This window comes from Kurthia sp. 11kri321, assembly GCF_001534765.1.
Classification (GTDB): domain Bacteria; phylum Bacillota; class Bacilli; order Bacillales_A; family Planococcaceae; genus Kurthia; species Kurthia gibsonii.
In genome coordinates, this window is record NZ_CP013217.1 from 2660246 (window position 1) to 2682891 (window position 22646).

Genomic DNA, 22646 nt, shown 5'->3' on the forward strand with positions numbered 1-22646 from the left:
TTCAAACTCGTATGTTATTAGTAGCCAAACTTACCAGCAAATTGTTGTGCAATCATTTGAACTTCTTGTAATTTTTCTGGTTTTAATAAAAGGAGCATTTTAGGAACGAATTCTTGAATGTCTTGTTGTGAGAATGTACCTTCATCTTGCTTTTTAAAGTTTTCTAGAAGTATTGCGCGTGCTTCCTCTTCTTTTCCTTCTTGTACTCGTTCTAAAATGAACTGTAAAAACTTTTCTTGTCCTTGTTGATCCATCATCTTATATCTCCTAAATTATTTAAATTTTTCCCTACGTAGGGATTTTCATCGTATCATAAATCATCCAACCAATCAGCACGATTAAAACGAATAGTGTTACATAGATTAATGTTTTTTCATGAACATCACCTACTTTCCTAACGCGTTACACTTCTGGGCGATAACCTAATTTTAAAGAGATGTCGAGTGCGGCTTCCTTTGCTTTTGGAATAAATACTGCAAGATGTTCTTCTGTGTAATTCGTTTCAATTCCTGCAATACTAATCGCTGCAACAACCTCTCCTAAATGATTAAAAATTGGAACGCCAACTGCTGCCGTAAAATCTTCTAGCTCTGAAAAACTCACCGTATATCCTTTATTTCTCGTTTCAGAAATCGAATGACGAAGTGCTTCTTCTGACGTGATGGTTCCCTTTGCATAAGCTGTTAATTCTACTCGCTTCAAATAGTCTTCTCGTTCCGTTGGTGGTAAAAACGATAGAATGGCTCTTGCACACGCTCCTGCATAAAGCGGTGTACGGCGACCAATTGTTGTATATAGGCGTACCGGTTGAATCGACTGTAACTTTTCAATATAAACTGCTTCATCACCGTCACGAATAATGAGGTTAATGGCCTCTCCTAAATCCTGATGTAACTTCTCCATCGCTGGTAATGCCACTTGGCGCAAATCAATTCGTTCAGAAACAAGATGACCGAAGCGTAAAAAAAGAATGCCTAAACTATATTTCCCGTTCGCATCTTTATCTAACAGACCCATCTCCTCTAACGATTGCAGCATACGATAGACAGATGTTTTCGGTATTCCTGATAATTCGATAATTTCATTAAATGTTAATTTCGCATGATTTATAAATAAATTAAGTATTTCCATTGAGCGTACAACTGTTTTATTTTTACTTTGCATACTAAATACTCCTTTTTTAACCTATAGCTTTAGTATAGCATCATTCAGTTAAAAAGAGAGGAACCACATCGTATGCGATTCCTCTGTTCATTTAGTACTTTACGTTACTCTTTCGTTTTCTTTTCTTTTGGCTTTAATGTCGTGATTGTTAATTCTTTTACTTGTTGGAATACTTCCGATGTCGCCAAGTACGTGAATTTCACTTTATCACCTTCTTGTAAATAGACTGCAAGTGGAGCTACTTCCGAACTCACTGTATAGTTCGTCTCATCATCTAAAAGGAATGTAACATTCGTGAAGTCTCCTGCTGTTTCTTTATATACGCGTAGTACAGTTCCTTCACCCTGTTTTTCTTCTTTCGTCGAGTTACCGTTTACTGTACTCGTACCTGATCGACTTAGAACATTTTTATATTGGCGAAGTGCTTCATTTGGTGTCGTCGCTGTCACAGCAATTTCAGGATTGGCTGCTGAAACGATGTAGTAATTTTGTAAGAAACCATTTGAATCTAATACAGGTACTAGCCAACTTGTTTCACCATAGAAGTTATAAAGTAATGGCATAGAACCTGACCATTTTTTCTCAACGAATTTCTTTTCAACTACTTGCAGTGCCCCTTCTGAATCCATATACGATTCATCACTATTACCTGTGTAATACGTTCCTTGACCTGTACGTGCATTCGTTAATGAATAACCAAGCATGGAGTCCACGCCTTCTTTTGGACTTGTAAAGTCAGTGAAGTAATACATCTCGCCATTCTCATCAAATACAGGGCTAACATTTGCTTCTACACCTTCATCTGAAGGAATTTTAATGTCTTTTTTACCGAAAATCGTGTTCCAATAACCATGTACATAATTACCGAAATAACTATTTTGTAAGCTCACAGCCTCTGGTGAAACTGCTCCATCTACAAAGCTCGGAACATCTTTTAATTTATATTTTTTGATGTCACCATTTTGTGCATTCACCATGACAATCCCTTGTGGTTTAAAACCGTTACGTGCCGAAATGAAGTCACCATACGTACGAATATAATACGGTGTACCATCATTATCGATTTCAAGTTGAACATCTCCGTTGAAAATAGTTAACGGGTTGTGTAGACGCATATAACGCGCAACATGATTATTTAAGTAAGCAGATGGAACATATTTCATCTCTTTTTCAACAAATTTTGGATTCGCTGATGAATCTGTCGCGCTTAATACGAAGTAACCCGGTGTTGTTTTCCCTTTGAACCATTTGAAAGCATCTGAGAATTCAACAGGCGCAACATAAACGTAGTCATCATTAATTTTTTGAATTTGTAAATTTCCAAGCTCATAGTAACTTGTATTTGGTACTTGACCAAAAGCTTTTTTCATCTTGTTGCGTGCATATTTTGGCGGTACGCTCGCTGGTGTTTTTGTTTCGTCGAATGCTTTTAACTCGACCTCTGTTTTCATCTTAGCTGATTCATATTTTTCATCTGCATTCATCATCGGTGCAGAGAGCATATAAGCTGCGACACCAATACCAGCTAAGCCAATTAACCCTTTAATCTTTCGCTCGAACCCTGTTGATAGATAAGCACCCGCAAATGCGACAATCGCTACAACAGGCCATACTGCTGTCCAGTTTAAATCCATCATCGTTATGTATAGCGTAATCATGGTCGCAATGGATGCTACAAGTAAAATACCAATGAAAAATAATGCTTTAAATTTAAAATTGAAACTACCGTCCTTCATTCGACTAGAAATCGGAACAATTAATATGCCGATTACAGCGGCTAATGCGACTGCAATGATAAAAGTCATCGTCATTTTGTAAAAAACCTCCCTTTCTTCTTGCATTATTTACGTGAAGCGAAGGAAAAAGTTTCAAAACCTCTTGAATTCACAAATTCGGGGTATATTCAAATATGACTTCATACGAGGAGGTTGATCTATGAAAGAACGTACACTTTGGATTACTGCATTCATATTTAGTATTCTTTATTTATTCTTCTTACCAAAAGAAGTTTCATACTTCTACGATATCCTCATACCAACAATCCCAACAATTTGCCTCTTACTTATTGTCTTCACTTCAAAAACGCTGGAAACAGCTCCCTATGATCGTTTTATCCTATTTGGTTTGCTATTCTTCATTGTCGGTCAACTCACACACCCTTGGTTTATCATCGGTTTATTCTTCTTCTTGATCGGTCACCTTTTTTATATTCGTGCATGCTTAACACTCCGTCAAACAGCACCATCTAAAATTGCGACGCTCTGTTTATTATTTTATGGAATTCTGCTTGCTGCATGGGTGGGTGGGAATATTTTTAAAAGTGGAGCTATTCTTTTAGGTCTTGTTGTCCTTTTCTATATCGCCGTTATGCTCACAATTGGGTGGGCGGCGATTCAAACGCGCAAATGGGTTCTATTATTCAGCGCCTTCCTTCTTATTGTGTCGGATTCTATTTTTATGATTAATATGTTTGTGACAACCATTGACGGTGCAACACAGTGGATATTGGGGACTTATTTATTTGCACAATTTTTATTTATTTTTCATTTTCCTGAACATTTCGAAATCCGTAAGAAAGTGTTAGAATAGTAGCAATGCTTCAACAATTAAGGAGGATGCTACAAATGAAAGAAAAATTAATCGAACGCTTAATTCGCTATGCGAAAATTGATACACAATCTTGTGAAACAAGTGAGACAACACCTTCAACATCTAAACAATGGGATTTACTTCATGTATTAGAAGAAGAGCTAAAAGCAATTGGTATGTCAGATGTAATGGTGGATGAGAATGGTTACCTATTCGCTTCACTACCTGCCAACACAGATAAAAAAATTCCAACAATCGGCTTTTTAGCACATGTTGATACAACAACTGATTACACAGGGACAAATGTGAATCCGATCCGTCATGACAACTATGATGGAAAAGCGATTCAATTAAATGAAGAAGTCGTTCTATCACCAGAAAATTCACCTGAACTGGCGAATTATGTAGGTCAAACATTGATTACTACAGATGGTACAACACTTCTAGGTGCAGATGATAAAGCAGGGATTGCCGAAATTATGACTGCAATGGAATACTTAATCGAACATCCAGAGATTAAACATGGTGAATTACGTGTTGCATTCACACCAGACGAAGAAATCGGTCGCGGTCCACACGCATTTGACGTTGAGCGCTTCAATGCAGACTATGCTTATACAATGGATGGTGGTCCACTAGGTGAATTAGAATACGAAAGCTTTAATGCAGCTGGTGTGAAATTAACAACTTTCGGTACAAACGTACACCCAGGTAGCGCAAAAAATAAAATGGTTAACTCAATGACAGCCGCAATTAAATTCCAAGAGATGATGCCAAAAGACGAAGTACCTGAATTAACAGAAGGTCTTGAAGGCTTCATTCATTTAATGGAATTTAACGGTTCAATTGAAAAAACAACATTACACTACATCGTTCGTGACCATGACCGTGCAAAATTTGAAGCAAAAAAAGCACTTGTACAACAAGCTTTTGAAGCACTTCAAAAAGAATATGGTGAAGATGCCGTTCAATTAGAGATGAATGACCAATATTACAATATGGCTGAAAAAATTGAGCCTGTAAAATTCATCGTTGACCTTGCGGAAGAAGCAATGTTAAATTTAGGTATTACACCGATTAAAAAAGCGATTCGCGGCGGTACAGATGGTTCTCAACTATCATTCATGGGCTTACCAACACCAAATATTTTTGCTGGTGGCGAAAATATGCATGGTAAATATGAATATGTATCTGCTGAAACAATGGAAAAAGCAACAGAGGTTATTTTAGAAATCGTGAAGTTATACGAACAACGCGCTTAATTGCGTTCGAAAGGGGTTTGGGTATGAAAGAAATTGTAATCGGTATTTTTGCTGCTCTCTTCTTCGCCGTCACATTCATTTTGAATCGTGCGATGGAATTAGAGGGTGGTAGTTGGTTATGGAGTTCGTCTCTGCGTTATTTCTTCATGCTCCCTTTTCTTTTGATCATCGTGGCAGCTCGTCGTGGGCTGCCTAAGATGACAAAAGAAATTAAACAAAATACAGGTGCTTGGCTACTTTGGAGTTTTGTAGGTTTCGTACTATTTTATGCACCACTGACTTATGCTGCTGCATATGGACCAGGTTGGCTTGTATCAGGGACATGGCAATTCACTATTATTGCGGGCGTATTACTCGCTCCACTGTTTTTTATACATATTGAACAGAAAAAAATTCGTCAGAAAATTCCGTTTAAATCACTCCTTATTTCATGCATTATATTAGTTGGGATCATCTTAATTCAAATTCCAAGTGCCGCAACTGTTTCAAAAAAGGCACTCTTACTTAGTACGTTACCTGTCATCATCGCTGCCTTTGCCTATCCACTTGGTAATCGTAAAATGATGGAAGTCTGTGATGGTCGACTCGATACATTCCAGCGTGTACTCGGTATGACGATTATGTCGATGCCTGCATGGATTATACTTGCTATCTATGCCAGCTTCACTGTAGGTGCACCAAGTAGCTCACAAGTATTCCAATCATTCATCGTGGGGATTAGTTCGGGTATTATTGCGACTATTCTATTCTTCATTGCGACAGACCGCGTACGAGATAGTCAAGGAAAACTAGCGGCAGTTGAAGCAACTCAATCTGCTGAAATTATTTTCGTTATTATCGGTGAAATGATTCTACTCGGTATTCCACTTCCTGCTCCACTTGCACTTGTTGGTTTACTCGTTATTATTTTCGGTATGTTACTACACAGTTATCACACGATGCTCATGAACAAAAATGCTATTTAGCGATACAAAGAGGTTGCTCATCCTAGCGACCTCTTTTTTATGAGAACAATAAAAAACCAACAGAGTGGCGAATCCCTGTTGGTTCTATGCTATACCGAGCTATTCCATAACGTTTTGAGGGGGGTTATGAATACTCTGTTATTCTTCATCAGCTCTTTTTTGGAGAAAAGTGGCTAATGTCCTCTGTATTTCTGTTTTCGAGGAGAAGTAATTTGTTTATATGATAATGATAATCGTTATCAATTAAATAGTCAATAGATTTATTAAACTTTTTTCGTGTATAGTTGGTATAAGGGGGAGAAATATGACACGTTTATCACAAGATCAATTACAACAACTACATGCATATAGTAATTATGTAGATGTAGAACAACCTTTTTTATTTAATTTACAACAATTATTAGATGATGACTTTTTAGAAGATGCTAAAAATATATGGAAAGCAGTTAGCCAAAGCGACCAAGATGCAGTTGCGATTTCGTACTTCACAAGACGCTACGGTATGTTCATCTCCATGCAATTTTATATGCTCACCGTCTATGACGAAATGTGGATGGGGAAGTTCGAAAACTTACAATTTGGCGTACGAGAAGAATTCGGTCGTCCTTCTATTTGTATGTTCACACGTAGCGAAGATTGGGACATGATTGATGAAGATGAGCGCGAACAAGCTGTACATACCATTCTACTTGAGCAATGTCATCAGATTTTCTCACAACTAAAAAAGCTAGGCGGCGTATCCGTCTTAACGCACTGGGAGAATGTATTTGGTTATTTTTTATGGCATTACCATACGCTTCTTTCAAGTCATGCGACAGAAGAAGAGGCCAGAATATATTTAGATTTTCTTGAAGGAGATGTTGTATGGGAAGGAATTAGTGAACATTCACGTTTTCACACTTATACAGGCGGACAACACCCTTCCACACTCATTCACTTACCTGTTAGAAAGAGTTGCTGTTTTTCAAAAGACGTTCCGGGTTTACTGGCTTGTGGTTTTTGTCCATTAAAATAATACACGAAAGAAGAAATCATTTATTCCATTGATTTCTTTTTTTATTTTAGTTTAAAACGGGAATACTACAGTGAGTTCATACTTTACAAATTATGAGATTCTATTATACACTTGCAACATAAAGTTTCCCTAAAACAACTTTTTGTCGTTCACACAGATTAAGGAGCGCAGACTATGAAAAACAAACAAAAAACACCTTTATCCGCAAATGCTGTCTTACGCGGTGAGATTAAAGGTTTCAGACAGATTCTTCCCTTTTTAGGTCCTGCATTCATTGCAGCAGTTGCCTATATTGACCCTGGTAACTTTGCGACGAATATTACCGCAGGTTCTGAATATGGCTATCTACTCTTATGGGTCATTGTCGTTTCTAACTTAATGGCGGTATTGATTCAATCTTTATCAGCTAAACTTGGCATTGCGACAGGGCGTAACCTACCTGAAGTCGCACGTGATAATTTTTCGAAAAAAACATCGATTATGCTCTGGATTCAAGCAGAAATTGTCATCATCGCAACCGATTTAGCCGAATTTATCGGTGCAGCTCTTGGACTTTACCTAGTATTTAAAATTCCTATGTTACCAGCTGCTCTTATAACCGCGGTGGCTGCTTTTGGTATTTTAGAGCTTCAAAGACGTGGTGTTCGTACATTTGAAGCCATTGTCTCTGGTATGGTTATGATGGTGGTGATGGCTTTTGCCTTCCAAACATTTTTAGCTGACCCGAAGCCAACGGAAGTATTATCTGGACTGTTCCCCTCTTTTGATGGTGTTGGTTCCATCTTACTTGCTACAGGGATTTTAGGGGCGACGGTTATGCCACATGCCATCTACCTCCATTCTTCTCTAACGCAAAGTCGAGTAATTGGACGTTCTGAAGTAGAAAAGAAAAAGATTTTCAAATTTGAGTTTTTCGATATTGTCATCGCAATGGTTATTGCAGGTGCAATTAATATATCGATGTTAGTCATTGCGGCTGCTTTATTCCATAAACGTGGAATGGATGTCAGCGATTTAGATGTTGCCTACCATGAACTCGGCTCATTAATCGGTCCTACAGCTGCAGTATCATTCGGTCTAGGATTATTAATTGCTGGTTTAGCAAGTTCAGCTGTTGGTACGATGTCTGGTGATGTCGTTATGCAAGGGTTTATTAATCGACGAATTCCACTCTACTTACGTCGTGCGATTACGATGGCCCCACCTATTCTCATTATCGCACTCGGTTTAAATGCCACTGTTGCTTTAGTATGGAGTCAGGTAATCCTATCATTTGGTATCGCATTCGCTTTAATACCACTCATTATTTTCACGAGTAACCCTAAAATCATGGGTGGTTTAGTGAATCGAAAATGGGTGACCTATACAAGTTGGGTAATTGCGGCTATTACGGTTGCACTTAATCTATTCTTAATTTACAGTTCGATTGTTGAATTAATTCAATCTTAATATGTAAAAAAGATCTTTTTCTCTAATAGAGTGAAAGATCTTTTTCATTTCAAAATTCTAGATTATTCCGTCATTTTATACCTAAAACAGATGATTTGATTATTCTTCATCACTTTAGGGAATCAATATGGGTATAAATCGAAAGAAATCTGAAAATTTATGCTTCATTTTTTTTACTTTATGTTACAATTAATAGTAAGAGGTGATGAGATGGTTATATGGATTCTTATTTTAGCAGTCATCGATTTAATTGTATGGGGTTTCGCTTGGAGAGAGCTAGTGCATTATGGTCGTCGTCGTATGGAAAAAGCACCACGTCGTTTAGTCGTATTATTCGTACTTGGTATTGTTGTGACGATTGCTTTAGTTATTACATTAATTCAATTGCTGAGAATATTAAATTAAAATAGGTGGCATTTCAAATGAAAAGAAAAGCACACAAAATAGAATGAGGACAAGGTTTATGAATTACATAACCTGTCCTCATTTTTTATTTTTTATAATTGTTTCACATGGAACAATTTGTTAAAGTGTTTTACCTACTGTTGTGACTGCATTAAAGAATAAATCGATAAAGCCGTCACGATTTACTGTGTGTAATACATGAACATTTGGTTCTTTTCCTGTTTTCTTTGCGAAATCAACCAATGTTGCTCCCTGTGTTAGTGAGCCATTCAACTCAACTTCGACAAAGTAATCATCACCTTTAAATAACTCTGGTTCAACTAGACACGCAACTGCACACACATCATGCACACGAATTTGTTCTTCAAATCCAGGTGGGTTAAATGGTGTTTGAGATTGTGTGAATGTATAGAAGTTCATCATATCTGCTACTTTTTCAGCGAATGGTGTACCTAAATTGCGTAAGCGTGTCATTTCATCGCGTGTAATGTAGGCTTTATGCGTTACATCTAAACCGCTCATAATAATTGGAACACCCGAACGGAATACTAATTCCACTGCGTGCGGATCAACATATGCATTGAATTCAGCTACTGTTGACATGTTACCACCAACTGCTGCTCCGCCCATCCAAGAAATCTGTTTAATGAATGGTTTCACTTCTGGATGTGCAAATAATAAAGCAGCCACATTCGTTAATGGGCCTGTTGCAACAATCGTAATTGGCTCTTCAGCGTTCATTAAAACATCGCACATCGCTTGAATCGCTGTACGGTCACTTGCTTGTAAAACAGGGTCTGCCCATTTTACATTACCAAGTCCACCTTCACCATGGATATCTTCTGCTACCTCTTGTTTACGGAACATTGGTTGCTCGATTCCTTTTGCAACTTCTACTTCTTTTTGAATGTATGTTAGGAAACTTAATGTGTTATAAGTTGTTTTATCAATTGTTAAGTTACCAGCCTCAACTGTTACTAATTTAATATCTAGTTCTGGACGCGCATATGCTAATGTCAGCATCATTGTGTCGTCGATACCTGGGTCACAGTCGATGATTACAGGGATTTTGTTCATGTGTAGATAACACTCCTTATATAATAGTTATCTTATTATATACTTTTTATTTCTCATACACTACATACCATTCATCATTTTCTTCGTACATTTTTGTCCCTACAAAGCCATTTTTCAATAATTTTTGTTGACCTTCTGTATCACGCATGACAATGGTCTCTTTTTTTACATATGTTGGATTTGGAGTGCGTAAATCTTTGAAAAATACATAGCGTAATTTATCTACATATTTAATTTTCAAGGCTTTTACAACTAGACCTTGAGAAAATTTATCTTTTAAACTTGGAATATTGTATGGTTGAACTGTTGAACATACATAGTCATAACGTGTTTGATCGATTCGTTCCATCGACCATTGCGCCATTTTCTTTTGTAGACCATATCCTCTATATTCTGGTGCTACATTTGAAATCTCTTGATAAAGTACGCGATGGAATTGATCTTCTGGAACACCACAATCATATCCTAGATGTTCTTCTTCTATTGGTGGATTTAATAGTGCGCGGAAGCCAATCATTTCCTCCTCTACGAAAACACCAATCATCATCTTTTCATCTTGTAGAATCGCTTCAAATTCTTCTGTCGTTAATGGTTGAAGGACACTTCGAACAGGCAATGCTTCATATACACGTTGCTGAAGTGCTTCGATTGCCTGTAAGTCATCCATTGTTAAATAACGAACAGCAAAAGGTGTTTCTCCTAAGTGACCTGTTAAAAAATATGTCATATCTGTTACCCCTTACCCTGTAATCTTCTCTGAAAATGCTGTTAATTCGTGAAGAACTGCTTCGTCAACATCTACACCAAGTCCAGGTTTTTCATTCAATTGAATGAATGGAATATCATACTTCAAGTTTCCGATATCCTTTGAAAATTTAATTGGTCCTGTTAATTCAACACTACCCATAATTTTTTTTGAGAAAGCTACGTGGAATCCAGCAGCTGAACCAACTGATGATTCAACCATCGAACCGATTTGACATTCAATCCCCGCCATTTCAGCCATTACAGCTAACTTCATGGCTGGGTAAATACCACCACATTTCATTAGTTTAATATTCGCTTTATCTGCTGCACGTTTTGCGATGACTTCACGCATATCACGCTCGCTACGTAAACCTTCATCAATCATCAATGTAATATCTGATTTCGCCTTAATCTCAACTAGACCGTCAATATCATTATCTTCTACAGGCTGTTCTAACCAATCGATATTTAAATCCTTCATACCACGAAGCGCTTTTAATGTCGTTGCTGCATTACCCCATCCTTGGTTAACGTCAACACGAATTGCGATATCTTGACCTACGCGTTCACGTACTGCTTTGATACGTGCTACATCTTTTGCTACTTCTGTTCCGACCTTCATTTTAAACGATGTATAACCAAGTTCCATCTTCTGAGCTGCTTCTTCAGCCATTTTTTCTGGTTCTCCGATTGATAATACATGTGTAATCGGGAATTTCTCATGATAACGGCCACCTAATAATTGATACACAGGTACATTCATCGACTTCCCTGCAATATCAAAACAAGCAATATCAATTGCTGCTTTGGCTGCTGGTGCTGGTTTTACAACATGATTCATCACATCATGTAACTTTTCAAATTGACGTGGATCTAAACCAATTACGGCTGGTGCTAAATGATTTTTTAAAACTTGGAATGTACTTTCCCACGTTTCCCCTGTAATATGTTCATCTGGAACTGCTTCACCATATCCAACAATTCCATCATCTGTCGTCATTTTCACGATAATCGATTGGATTGAATCATATGTCGCATAGCTGATGATAAATGGATCGATTAATGGTAAGTTAATAGCAAATAGCTCAATTTCTTTAATTTTCATAGATAAAAAACTCCTTTATAATAGATGTCGTTTAGTTGTCGTTAAATAATGAAAATAAAAAGCAAAGGAAGATGACCATGCACATTCGAATGGCATTAATCAGCTCACAAGCTTATCAAAAATACATTTCTAGTATCGCACAAAAAATAGCGGATATCCAACTAGATTTTTATGTGTATGAAGAACCGGAACAAGCAACACAATTACTACATGAATTACAACCATGTGATGCACTTATTATTGGTGGCTTTTTGCCGTATTTAGAAGTGAAACCTTTGTTGCCTTCACTTCGTATTCCTTATACGCATTTTATACAAGATGAGGCTACCATCTCTACTACATTATTAGCTGCTATAACCAAATATCATATTCCGCTCAATCAAATCTCCATTGATGTGATTGAACCAACATTCGTTACGTCTATTTTACAAGACATTCATCAGCTTGATACTCCTCCATATATTCATGATGCAACACAAGTAGACGTGGAACAACGTCATCGAACATTATACGATGAAGGGCATATACAACTGATTATTACTAGCGTACACCAATTATATGAAAAGTTAAAAGCAAATGGTTATCCTGTTATGCGTATGCAAGAATCGACTTCTGCAACCATTCAAAAGTTAGAAAAAATGCGTGATTCTGTTCTTTTGCAAAAATCAAATGCCAACCGTATGACAGCAGGTGTCTTAAAAATTCATCCAGAAGATGAGGCTGCTTTCATTCATTTTACGCAAGCCATCCATGCAAATTATACAAGGCAAAATACACATCGTATGGAATTATACACAACAATTGGTCACTTAGAACAACTTCTACACAATGAAAAACAGTTAAAAGCCTGTCTCGCCTATTTTAAAAAACCGTATCAAATGGGTTTCGGCTATGGTGAGTCGATTTCAGAAGCACTTCAACATGCACAAGATGCTCTTCAATTTACAAAAACCGACGAAATCTACATTCTTGATGAATATAGTCGTTTATTAGGTCCTTACCCAACTCATCAAACGATTTTGCCACTCAAATTTGATAGTGAGAAGCAAAAAGAAATGGCTGAACGTACAAAATTAAGTGTACTCAGTCTTTCAAAAATGAGTTCATTCATTGAAGAACGCCATACAAAGCACTTTACTGCACAAGATGTTGCAGATCACCTACATGTAACAAGACGCACCGCTGAGCGCATGATTAAAAAACTATTAGAACATGGTTATTTAGCAATTATTTCTTCTGAAATGACATACAAAAAAGGTAGGCCACGTGCAGTTTACACTTGGATTGGCTCTTAATACTGGAAAAGCAAATCGCCAATAAGAGACGATTTGCTTTTTTACATTTATAATGCACTTGGTTCTAATGCTTTTTCTTCTTCGATTTCTTTTTGTTTTGCTTCTTCTAATTCTTCAGGTGTTAATTTAACAATCGCAAAACCTACATAAGCATAAATAATCGAAATAATTGGTACAACAAAGTTTAAAATAGCATATGGCGCATATTCAAATGCACTTACACCTAACGTTGCAAAAATGAATACACCACATGTATTCCACGGGAAGAATACAGACGTTAAAGTACCACCATCTTCTAACGCGCGTGATAAGTTTTTAGAATGTAACCCTCGATCTCGGTAAGCTTTTACAAACATACGCGATGGTACGACAATTGAGATATATTGTTCAGAACAAGTCGCATTTGTAAAAATACAAGCTGTAATCGTAGATGCTACTAGACTACCTGTTGATTTTGCCCATTTCATAATGACTTGAATTAATGATTTCAACATACCTGAGTACTCTAAAATACCACCAAATGTCATCGCGATAATCGTCATTGATACCGTACCCATCATGCCATCTAATCCGCCTTGATTGAATAGTTTATCAACTAATTCATTACCTGATTCTAAAACAAAACCACTTTGTAATGTTTCAAGTGCAAATTTTGTTGAACCGCCTTGAACCGTAATTTGTAATAAGAAACCCATCACAATCCCTGCAAGTAATGCCGGAATAGCCGGAATTTTCTTGGCTACCATGAAAATAACTGCTACAGGCACAATTAATAACCATGGTGAGATATAAAACGTCTCTTGTAAGACACGTAATGTCGTTAAAATACTTTCAGAGTTCATATTCACATCTGCAAACTTACGACCTAAAATACCGAAAACAATTAATGAAATAATTAATCCTGGAATCGTCGTATAGAGCATGTGACGAATATGATCGAATAATTGTGTACCTGTTAAACCAGAAGCTAAATTTGTTGTATCTGATAATGGTGACATCTTATCACCGAAATAAGCGCCTGAAATAACTGCTCCTGCAATCATTGGTGCAGGAATACCCATACTTAGTCCAATACCCATACCAGCAACCCCCACAGTTGCCATTGTAGACCATGAACTACCGATTGCTAATGCTACAATCGCACATAATAATAGAATTGTTACTAAGAACCACGCAGGTGAGATTAATTTCAAACCGTAAAAAATCATCGTCGCAACGACACCGCCACCAACCCATGCGCCAATTGTAAAACCAACAAGCATGATGATGACAACCGCTGGAAGTGCTAATTTAATCCCCTTATACATCATTTCTTCTACTTCTAACCATTTAAAACCATGAGCAATCGCCACAATCGCTGCTGTTACTGTACCAATAACAAGTGGTACGTGCGGGCTTGTCCCCAAAACAGCAACCGCTACAGCCATCGATGTAATCATGACAAAGAACGTTAAAATCGTCCATCTTGCTTTAATTTCTCTTTTCATCCATCTCATCCCCTTTATCTGTCTGAAAAATGAAAACATTCACTAGAATTAAGAATATCCGTTGAGTGGAAAGAGGTCAATGCAAAATTTTTGCACCAAAGCAGAAAGAAAACGATTACATAGACAGTATTTTTATTTGTAATAGCTAAACAATACAAATACAATAAAACGAATAAAAATTTATCAAAATGTATAAAAAACCACTTAATCAATTTGATTAAGTGGTCGAAATGTATTTTATTTTCGTGGTGTTTTCTTTAATAATGTAGCCAATACTTTTGACGCATCTACTAGAGCCTGTTGGTCAAATGTCATATGTGGGTGATGTAAACCAGGTGCTAAATCCGCTCCTACACCTAACATCGCAGCCTTTAGCTCTGGCTTCTTCACTGTATAAAAATGAAAATCATCCGCTCCCGGTGTATGGATCGCTTCTGTGCAAAATTCTTCACCTAGCGTTTCAACAATTGCTTCTTTTGCCATCTGTGCCGCTTCTTCAGAAACTTCTGCTCCTGGCGTATAATCATAAAAGCGCCACTCTAAATCGATGTCAAACTGTTGTTGAATAGCTTGCAACCCTTTATGGATAACTGTTTTCATATCATCTAATAAAGCATTACTTTGCGCACGCAGATCCATCGCAAACGTCGCACTCCCTGGAATGATATTCGTACTTCCACCATCAGCAACTACTTTGGTTAATTTCACTGAATGTGGTTCGAACGGTGAAAAGTGCAAACTATTTAGCATTTGATGAACAGCCATGACAACATCCAGTGCATTTTTGCCTTGATGTGGTCGAGCACCATGTGCATCAATACCTTTGATGCTTCCCTCTAAGAAATACGCTGCTCCATGGTGAATCGCTGGCGCAATTTTACCAAGTGGTAATTCTTCAATTGGACGTAGATGAACACCGAATAAATGAGATACACCGTCAACAGCCCCATGTTCATAAGCTGCAACAGCCCCATTCCCTAGTTCCTCTGCAGGTTGGAAAATGAAACGAACACGATGTGTTAATGGTTCATTTCGCAAATGAAGTAATGCTCCTAACACCATTGTTATATTCGCATCGTGCCCACATGAATGATTCGCGCGCCATACACCATCTACTTCTTGCCACAAGGCATCGATATCTGCACGAACAGCGATAATTTCATCTCCTGTACCAATTTCTGCAACTAAACCTGGAATATCACCGAATAAGCGATACTCCACTTGTAGTTCTTCCATAATCGAAGCTAATGTTTTTGTTGTTTCATACTCTTTCCAACTTACTTCTGGATGTTCATGAAAATGACGAAACCAATCGTAAATCTGTTGTTCTACTGTCAATTCTGTCATAACCGCACCTCATTAAACTTAATTTCGTTGTTTTTTCTTTAAATTTCGCATTGCGATAAGTTGATTTCGCTTACTCGCAATTTTATTATCACCAATTAACATTAAAATTTGTAGCATCGTAAATGGTAACGAGCGTCGTTTACGATAGGCAATATATTTTGGTCGCCACTCATTCGCATATTGCTCTTTCAAATAACGTAAGTCTTTTTTATTCCCAGATTCTTGTGCATTCACTAAAATCTGAGCTGCAATTTTCTCTGAAATTCCCGCATATTTAGATACACCAACATGTTTTAAATAAACCATTCCAATATTAATATATCGATAACCTTTTTCCTTCGTTGCAATTAACGAGCAGACTAACAAATAATCAAGTGCATGTGCTGGCATGTCTGTTTGTGTCGAACGCAATAAACTAATCGCAATCGTATGCTTTGGACCATCTAATTCTGTTAAATTTGCAAATGCGACAATTTCTTGTTGTTTGTTTCGTAATAAAACGATTGGACCATTATTTAAATAGCTCTCATTAAATACATAATGTTCACCAATTTGTTCTTTATCGCCTTGCCATATAGCTGAAAGTTCTGCTAACTCTCGTATAAATGTTTCAGAAAATTTCGGTTCTAACCATTCAAATGTATAACCAACTTCTTGCATTTCTTTTTGTAACTGTTTATATTGCTCTTTTTCTTCATGCGTTAAAACAACTTCTGAAATCTCTACATTTCCTTCTTCACCTAGTTTAAAAAAGTTATAGCCGTATCCGTATAAATACGGAATGAATGAATCACTGACTTCATAAAATACAGGTGTATAACCATAGTAATCTGCAAAGGCAATAAATTCCTCAATCGATGATTTAAAGTGCTTTTGATCACCAATCAAATCGCCTTGCACAATAAATTTATCTGCAGTAATACGGTAAGAGAACAGAACATTACGCTGTTTATTCCAAAAAATACATTGATGCATATGCTGTTCAAAATGATGCGCTTCTGTCACACCATATTTTGCGATATGCTTTGCTACTTCATCTTGATTTTCAACTAGATAGACACGCTTGAATTGGGTTCGATTGCGCTGCCATCGTTCAAACAGAACTACTGCCCCAATAACAATCAATCCAATTAATGCACTTTTAAATAAGTCATCAGGGTTACGAATAATAATCCCTTGTACATGTTCGGAAAGGTGGTGACGTAAATCCGACTTCACAATAATCCCAATCACTAAGTAACTTAGTAATACAACTGTAATAACGAATGTATTGAAAATACTGCGTCCCCATGTCTCTACATAACTCGTACGATAGAAACGATTGCGTGCAAAGTACAGTAATAGCGCTACAAAAATCATAAAGAGTGCTTGTCGATATTGAATACCTTTTACAATGAAAAGCGCAGCCGCAAATAATAAGACGAACAGTGTTGCTTTAAATGTGCGGCGGTCCTTATAAGAGATTCCGTTTGATAAGGCTAATAGTAGAAAGCCTGTCATAACTGATACTTGATGCGATACATTAATAAAAGGTAATGATGTAAGTTCTCTCACATACTTTATTTTTTCGATCGCACCCGGTGCAACACTTGAGATTAATAAACTTAAACCAGCTAAAAATACGAGTGCTGTCGCAATAATATGCATCGTACGTTCTAATAGTAAGTTTGGAATGCTATTATAACCTCTATTGAATGAACGCCAAATATCACGAATAAAGAGAACCAACCCAGCTAAGAACGGAATTGCATAATATCCAACACGATAGAATAGTAATAATACTAATACAGATTCTGAAGGAATATTTAAACTCGTAGCTCCCCAAATGAAAACTAAGTCAAAAGAGCCTAATCCCCCAGGGATCATACTGACAATACCGGCTGCTGAAGCAATAACAAACATCGGCCATAAATCGATTAAAGGCACATCAATATTAAGTAATTTTGTTAAAATAACGAGCATTGTGAAAGCACCTAGCCACTCACAAATAGATACAAATGTTAGTGCAACATCGCCTAGCAATTGATGTCTCGTCATTTTTTTACGCAGTAGCTGAACAATCGCGCGCACAATTAAAAACGGTGTATATAAACCGATAAATGCAGCTACATATAGTAAGAAAGGATGCTCTGTAAAAATTCGAATATCACGGAAGAAAATTAATAATAAATCCGCAAATAGTGAAATCCCTGCTAAATAAAAGAGCGTTACAGAGGCAATCATTTTAAAGAATGTCGTATTATCCATGTCTGGCTTTTTAAAGTAATGTGTACGCAAAAGTACACCTACTAAGCCACCAAATCCGATTAAGTTTGAAAATGAATTAATTATTAAAGATTCTTTCATAAGCCTTTTGATTGGCATTTTTAACTTCAGTTTTTTCATAATAAAAAAATCATAAAAAAACATTGGAAAAGCTAAAAAAAGCGGCACAACTGCGATTAATGCTAGCGTCCGAACATCAATTGAACCAAGTTGCCGCGCAATTTGAGCTCCATTTGCTTCTCTTACAATTTTGGTCAATTCATGAATCGCAAAAAGCATTAAGAGAATCGGTAAAATAACTTTAATCCATTGAAAGATTTTTGAACGATTTATTTTCACCCGTCTCCCCCATTTACATATTTTTTATCATCCTATTAATTATAACGAATCTTTTAATATAAAGTGCTTTATTTTATAAGTATTTTCAGCCATTTCTTTCGAGGTAACATACATTATGTATATCATACCCTTTATATGTAAGACGTGAAACGAAGAAAAAGAGACATTACGCTTGCTCGTAACCTCTCTTTTTAATCATTCATTATGCACGAATGGCTTCTTCAATTGGCATCTCTTTTTTTACCGTTACTTTCATTTCAGCTAACGTATAAAGTTCTAGTAAATCCTGCTTCGTCAGCTCTGGTAAAATGGAACTCAAATCACGAAGTAACACATTCTTTCTTCTGCTATATTCAATATCATTTTGCGGTGTTGGTACATCACTCATAATATTTAATAATAAATCGTCTGCAGAAATTTTTAAAGCTTGGCTCAATCGAACAATCCATTTCGCTGAAGGAATGCTCTCACCAACCTCCCAACTTTTAATACGACTCGCTGACGTGCCGATTTCTTTTGCCAGAGACAACATTGAGTGATTGCTAAGCTCCCTTAGTAACTTTAGCTGCTCACCAAAAGCATATTGATCAAACATCATTACTCCCCTCTCTTTCCAGAGTTTCTATTTTTAGAAATAGACGTTGCAGAATAGAGGCTACGACTTCAATTATTTGATAATGAATGTCCGCTCTCTTTACTTAAAAAATGATTGCCCTATCTATCCTTAACAGAAATTCTCTTAAACTAAACAATTTTTCTTCCTTAAATAGAATTATAATATATTTTTTGAGAAAATCACGCATTTTTCGATAAATTTTTTTATTTTTTTACAATTTGTTAAAAAACGGTAGTCTTTCTTTGTGCAAACTTTGCATGAATCCTTCATAATAAATAGAAGGAGGCGGGAAAATGAACAAAAAAATAGTAATGATCATCAGCGTACTTGCTGTTATAATTCTTGCAATTGTCGGAATCTATGTTTTCATACAACAAAAAGATCAAAAAGCACAGGAAAAAGCAGCAACACAATGGACTCAAAACTTCGAAAAGAAGAAATATACAGAGCTTGTAAAACAGGTAACAACAGACTCTTTAAAACAACAAGGTTATACAAAAGATGACTTTGTGAAGAAATATACGAATGTTTTTGGAGGAATTGGTGTAAGTAAAATTCAAATTTCAAATATGAAAGTATCTGATCAAAAGTTGAGTTATCAAGCTGTATTTGAAACGGCTATTGGAAAAACAACGTCTTTTTCATATTCAACAAAACTAATCAAACAAGATGGTACATATCAGATTGATTGGAAAACATCTTTAATCTTTTCGAATATGAAGCCAACTGATCGCATCTCATTTCAAACAACTACTGCGATACGTGGTGATTTAGTAGATGTAAATGGTTTTGATTTAGCCACAAATAAAAAAGCATTTCGCGCTGGTATCATTCCAAAAGAATTAGGAAATGATTCGACACGCACAAAAAGAATCGAAAAAATTGCGAAATTTTTAGATGTATCAACAGAGAGTGTCGAACAAAAATTAGCACAGTCATGGGTAAAAGATGATTTATTTGTTCCTATTAAAATAGTAGCTGATGAAGATGTTCAAAAGATGGATGGATTACAATATGCCGCAACAACTACACGCTACTACCCTCTTGGTGCAGCGGCAGCTCATTTAATTGGTTACACAGGAACGGTTACAGCAGAGGATATTAAAAAGAATCCAGCTCTTTCTTCTGACGCAATTATTGGAAAAACAGGGCTAGAACGAGCTTATGATAAGGAACTTCGTGGTACAGATGGAGGAAGTATCTCTTTAGTGAATAAAGATGGTAAAGTAAAAGAGGTATTACTTGAGAGTAAGGTAAAGAATGGTGAAAAAATTCGTTTAACAATCGATGCCTTAATGCAAAAACGTGCATACGAAGATTTAGAAAAAGCTACAGGTTCTACTGTCATTATGGAGCCACAAAACGGTGCGTTAATGGCGCTAGTTTCGAAGCCATCATTTGATCCGAATCAGATGGTACGTGGCTTATCGCAAAAAACGTATGACCAATATGCGAATGACCCTGAAAGACCGTTCACAAATCGATTTACACAGCGTTATGCGCCTGGCTCAACAATGAAAGCTATTACAGCAGCAATTGGATTTGATGCGGGAACATTAAAAGCTAATCGTGTACGTACAATTGATGGGCTACAATGGCAAAAAGATGGTTCTTGGGGGAATTATAAAATTACACGCGTTACAGAGAATCAAAAAGTAGATTATAAAAAAGCGCTCATTTATTCCGATAATATTTTCTTTGCTCAAGAAGGTCTAGAGCTTGGAGAGGATCGATTACGTGCTGGTTTAAAAAAATTTGGTTTTGGACAAGATTTCAATCTACCTTTTGCTATGACACCTGCCCAAATTTCAACGGATAAACAATTCAAGAGTGATATTTTATTAGCTGATACAGCTTATGGACAAGGACAACTACTCATGTCACCTATCCAACAGGCAGTCGCATACAGTGCTTTTGCAAATGACGGAAAAATTGTACAACCACATATTCGAGTGAATGAAAAATCTAAAACCTCTGAAGCAGTATCCAAAAAAGCAGTCGACCAAGTAAATGCAGCTCTTTTACAAGTAGTGAAAGATCCGAATGGTACAGCTCATAACCTAGCTTCACTAAAATTACCATTAGCAGCTAAAACAGGAACTGCTGAATTAAAGCTTGAACAAGGTACAGAGGGTATAGAGAATAGTTTCGTATTTGCATTCAATGCCGAAAAAAAGAATTATTTAATTGTATCACTCGTAGAAAATCATAAAAAAAGTGGGAAAACTGCGACACAATTGATTAAAGACCTCGTTCCTGAAGTTGAAAAGTCAATTGAAACAAAAAAGTAAGGAGTCGATGAACATGGAACCTAAAATGATAGTACTTGATTTAGATGGCACAACATTGAACAATGCCCGTAAAGTAGATCCTGAACTCTCAGATTACTTACAAGCTCTTCGAAAAAAAGGCATTCTAGTATGTATTGCGACAGGGAGAACGATGTATGAAATGCGCTTAGCAATTCCAATTGATTTTGAAGTTGACGGCATTATTAATTCAAATGGAATGAACGTACACTTTGGTGGAAAAGAAATCTATCGCGAATCCATTGAAGCAAAAGCTGTAGAAACACTCGTTGATTTATCACTCGTACACGAAATCCATCATGAAATTCACCATCACGATGGACGTACAACCGCGAAAATTTCGCCTATGCGTGATCGCGCACATGAATTAACCGTACATGGCTATACATCACCCGAATGGACAAAAGATGTTGATACAAAAGATGTTGAAAAGATTCTATTCTTTAAAGAAAATCATGATATATTAGCTGACTTTTTAGGTGAACTACGTATTTTAGAAAAAATCCTACCTTTTACTGCGGCTTTTTCCGCAATTGATTTAATTGATATTAGTGGTCGCCATATTACAAAAGCTACTGGTGTTGCAAAAATTCTAGAAGAAAATCACCTATCTTTCGCAGATGTAATTGCTTTTGGAGACGGCGGAAATGATTTACCACTATTCCATAAAGCAGGTCGCTCTGTAGCAATGAAAAATGCGCCTCTCTGGGTACAAGAGCAAGCAACAGAAGTAACCGAATATACGAATAACGAACTTGGTCTTTTAAAACATTTGCAAGGCATTTATGGTTTGAACCCATAATAAAATATCCCTATAAGATGACTTTTTCAATGGTCGATCTTATAGGGATTTTTGTAGTATTGTCTAAACAAAACCACTCAATCTGAAATTTTATTTCACGTTTTGTTGCTTTTTTATTTGTATATATAAGAACAGCGCATATGTAAAGGGAATTGCTGCAATGAAATATGTAGCTACTTGTAAATATGAAAAATACTTAATTGCTGATAAATCCAGTGCCTTCTCTAAGTGGAATACGATCTCACAACACATTACAATTGATACACATACGATACTCATGATTGATAAGCGTTTCATTTTCTTTTTATTTTCCAATTAGATGGCACCCCTTTCCTTTACAGTTCGAAACTATTCTATGTTATGCTATTTCTAACAGTATATTTCGAAAAGTATTATTTGAAAAGTTTT

At 36.5% G+C, this 22646-nt stretch carries 20 protein-coding genes; 9 read left to right on the top strand and 11 right to left on the bottom strand.

Annotation, left to right across the window (positions count from 1 at the left end; translation table 11 throughout):
* Positions 1-17: 17 nt before the first annotated feature.
* The 3 genes from ASO14_RS13290 to ASO14_RS13300 form a co-directional block, all read right to left on the bottom strand.
* Positions 18-257 carry a hypothetical protein gene (locus ASO14_RS13290; protein ID WP_231726957.1) on the bottom strand — a complete coding sequence of 80 codons (240 nt, stop codon included), beginning with the start codon at positions 255-257 and terminating at the stop codon, positions 18-20.
* A 145-nt stretch (positions 258-402) separates the two neighbouring features.
* Positions 403-1164 (bottom strand): IclR family transcriptional regulator, encoded by a 762-nt coding sequence (locus tag ASO14_RS13295; RefSeq protein WP_068456351.1) that lies wholly within the window; start codon positions 1162-1164, stop codon positions 403-405.
* Positions 1165-1268: 104 nt separating this feature from the next.
* Positions 1269-2975 carry a sulfite exporter TauE/SafE family protein gene (locus ASO14_RS13300; protein ID WP_068456354.1) on the bottom strand — a complete coding sequence of 569 codons (1707 nt, stop codon included), beginning with the start codon at positions 2973-2975 and terminating at the stop codon, positions 1269-1271.
* 124 nt (positions 2976-3099) lie between these two features.
* Between ASO14_RS13300 and ASO14_RS13305 the strand changes: the two genes are divergently transcribed.
* The 6 genes from ASO14_RS13305 (at position 3100) to ASO14_RS13330 (ending at position 8849) form a co-directional block, all read left to right on the top strand.
* On the top strand, positions 3100-3753 hold the full coding sequence (locus ASO14_RS13305) for a lysoplasmalogenase family protein (RefSeq protein ID WP_068456357.1): 654 nt from the start codon (positions 3100-3102) through the stop codon (positions 3751-3753).
* 35 nt (positions 3754-3788) lie between these two features.
* On the top strand, positions 3789-5015 hold the full coding sequence (pepT, locus tag ASO14_RS13310) for a peptidase T (protein ID WP_068456360.1): 1227 nt from the start codon (positions 3789-3791) through the stop codon (positions 5013-5015).
* 23 nt (positions 5016-5038) lie between these two features.
* Positions 5039-5980, top strand: a complete 942-nt coding sequence (locus ASO14_RS13315) for a DMT family transporter (RefSeq protein WP_068456363.1) — start codon at positions 5039-5041, stop codon at positions 5978-5980.
* Between the two features lie 304 nt (positions 5981-6284).
* Positions 6285-6995 (top strand): siderophore-iron reductase FhuF, encoded by a 711-nt coding sequence (locus tag ASO14_RS13320; RefSeq protein WP_068456366.1) that lies wholly within the window; start codon positions 6285-6287, stop codon positions 6993-6995.
* A 174-nt stretch (positions 6996-7169) separates the two neighbouring features.
* Positions 7170-8444: an Nramp family divalent metal transporter gene (locus tag ASO14_RS13325; RefSeq protein ID WP_068456369.1), complete on the top strand. Its 1275-nt coding sequence runs from the start codon at positions 7170-7172 to the stop codon at positions 8442-8444.
* 210 nt (positions 8445-8654) lie between these two features.
* A complete protein-coding gene (locus ASO14_RS13330) occupies positions 8655-8849 on the top strand; it encodes a hypothetical protein (protein WP_068456372.1) in 195 nt (64 codons plus the stop codon).
* A gap of 120 nt (positions 8850-8969) precedes the next feature.
* On the opposite strand, the gene ASO14_RS13335 is transcribed toward ASO14_RS13330, so the two are convergent.
* From ASO14_RS13335 to ASO14_RS13345, 3 genes are read right to left on the bottom strand one after another with little or no spacing between them, the layout of a single operon-like run.
* Entirely contained in the window at positions 8970-9926 is a 957-nt protein-coding gene (locus tag ASO14_RS13335) for a nucleoside hydrolase (RefSeq protein ID WP_068456375.1), read from the bottom strand.
* Positions 9927-9972: 46 nt separating this feature from the next.
* Complete coding sequence (locus ASO14_RS13340) at positions 9973-10653, bottom strand: GNAT family N-acetyltransferase (RefSeq protein WP_068456378.1); 681 nt, start codon at positions 10651-10653, stop codon at positions 9973-9975.
* A 12-nt stretch (positions 10654-10665) separates the two neighbouring features.
* A complete protein-coding gene (locus ASO14_RS13345; RefSeq protein WP_068456381.1) occupies positions 10666-11778 on the bottom strand; it encodes a mandelate racemase/muconate lactonizing enzyme family protein in 1113 nt (370 codons plus the stop codon).
* A gap of 77 nt (positions 11779-11855) precedes the next feature.
* Here ASO14_RS13345 and ASO14_RS13350 point away from each other — a divergent pair, with 77 nt between their 5' ends.
* On the top strand, positions 11856-13073 hold the full coding sequence (locus tag ASO14_RS13350; protein ID WP_068456384.1) for an HTH domain-containing protein: 1218 nt from the start codon (positions 11856-11858) through the stop codon (positions 13071-13073).
* Positions 13074-13120: 47 nt separating this feature from the next.
* Here the strand turns inward: ASO14_RS13350 and nhaC are convergent, their stop codons facing one another.
* The 4 genes from nhaC to ASO14_RS13370 form a co-directional block, all read right to left on the bottom strand.
* On the bottom strand, positions 13121-14560 hold the full coding sequence (gene nhaC, locus ASO14_RS13355) for a Na+/H+ antiporter NhaC (RefSeq protein WP_068456388.1): 1440 nt from the start codon (positions 14558-14560) through the stop codon (positions 13121-13123).
* Between the two features lie 237 nt (positions 14561-14797).
* Positions 14798-15907 (bottom strand): amidohydrolase, encoded by a 1110-nt coding sequence (locus tag ASO14_RS13360; RefSeq protein ID WP_068456390.1) that lies wholly within the window; start codon positions 15905-15907, stop codon positions 14798-14800.
* 18 nt (positions 15908-15925) lie between these two features.
* The gene (gene mprF, locus ASO14_RS13365; RefSeq protein ID WP_068456393.1) at positions 15926-18511 is read right to left on the bottom strand and encodes a bifunctional lysylphosphatidylglycerol flippase/synthetase MprF; all 2586 of its coding nucleotides are present in this window, start codon (positions 18509-18511) and stop codon (positions 15926-15928) included.
* A 202-nt stretch (positions 18512-18713) separates the two neighbouring features.
* Positions 18714-19109, bottom strand: a complete 396-nt coding sequence (locus ASO14_RS13370; protein WP_231726958.1) for a helix-turn-helix domain-containing protein — start codon at positions 19107-19109, stop codon at positions 18714-18716.
* A 311-nt stretch (positions 19110-19420) separates the two neighbouring features.
* On the opposite strand from ASO14_RS13370, the gene pbp4 reads away from it, so the two are divergent.
* Together pbp4 and ASO14_RS13380 are read left to right on the top strand one after the other, a co-directional pair.
* The gene (gene pbp4, locus ASO14_RS13375) at positions 19421-21418 is read left to right on the top strand and encodes a penicillin-binding protein PBP4(5) (RefSeq protein ID WP_068456399.1); all 1998 of its coding nucleotides are present in this window, start codon (positions 19421-19423) and stop codon (positions 21416-21418) included.
* A gap of 13 nt (positions 21419-21431) precedes the next feature.
* A complete protein-coding gene (locus ASO14_RS13380) occupies positions 21432-22238 on the top strand; it encodes a Cof-type HAD-IIB family hydrolase (protein ID WP_068456402.1) in 807 nt (268 codons plus the stop codon).
* A gap of 90 nt (positions 22239-22328) precedes the next feature.
* Here the strand turns inward: ASO14_RS13380 and ASO14_RS13385 are convergent, their stop codons facing one another.
* The gene (locus ASO14_RS13385) at positions 22329-22553 is read right to left on the bottom strand and encodes a hypothetical protein (RefSeq protein WP_068456405.1); all 225 of its coding nucleotides are present in this window, start codon (positions 22551-22553) and stop codon (positions 22329-22331) included.
* Positions 22554-22646: the final 93 nt, after the last annotated feature.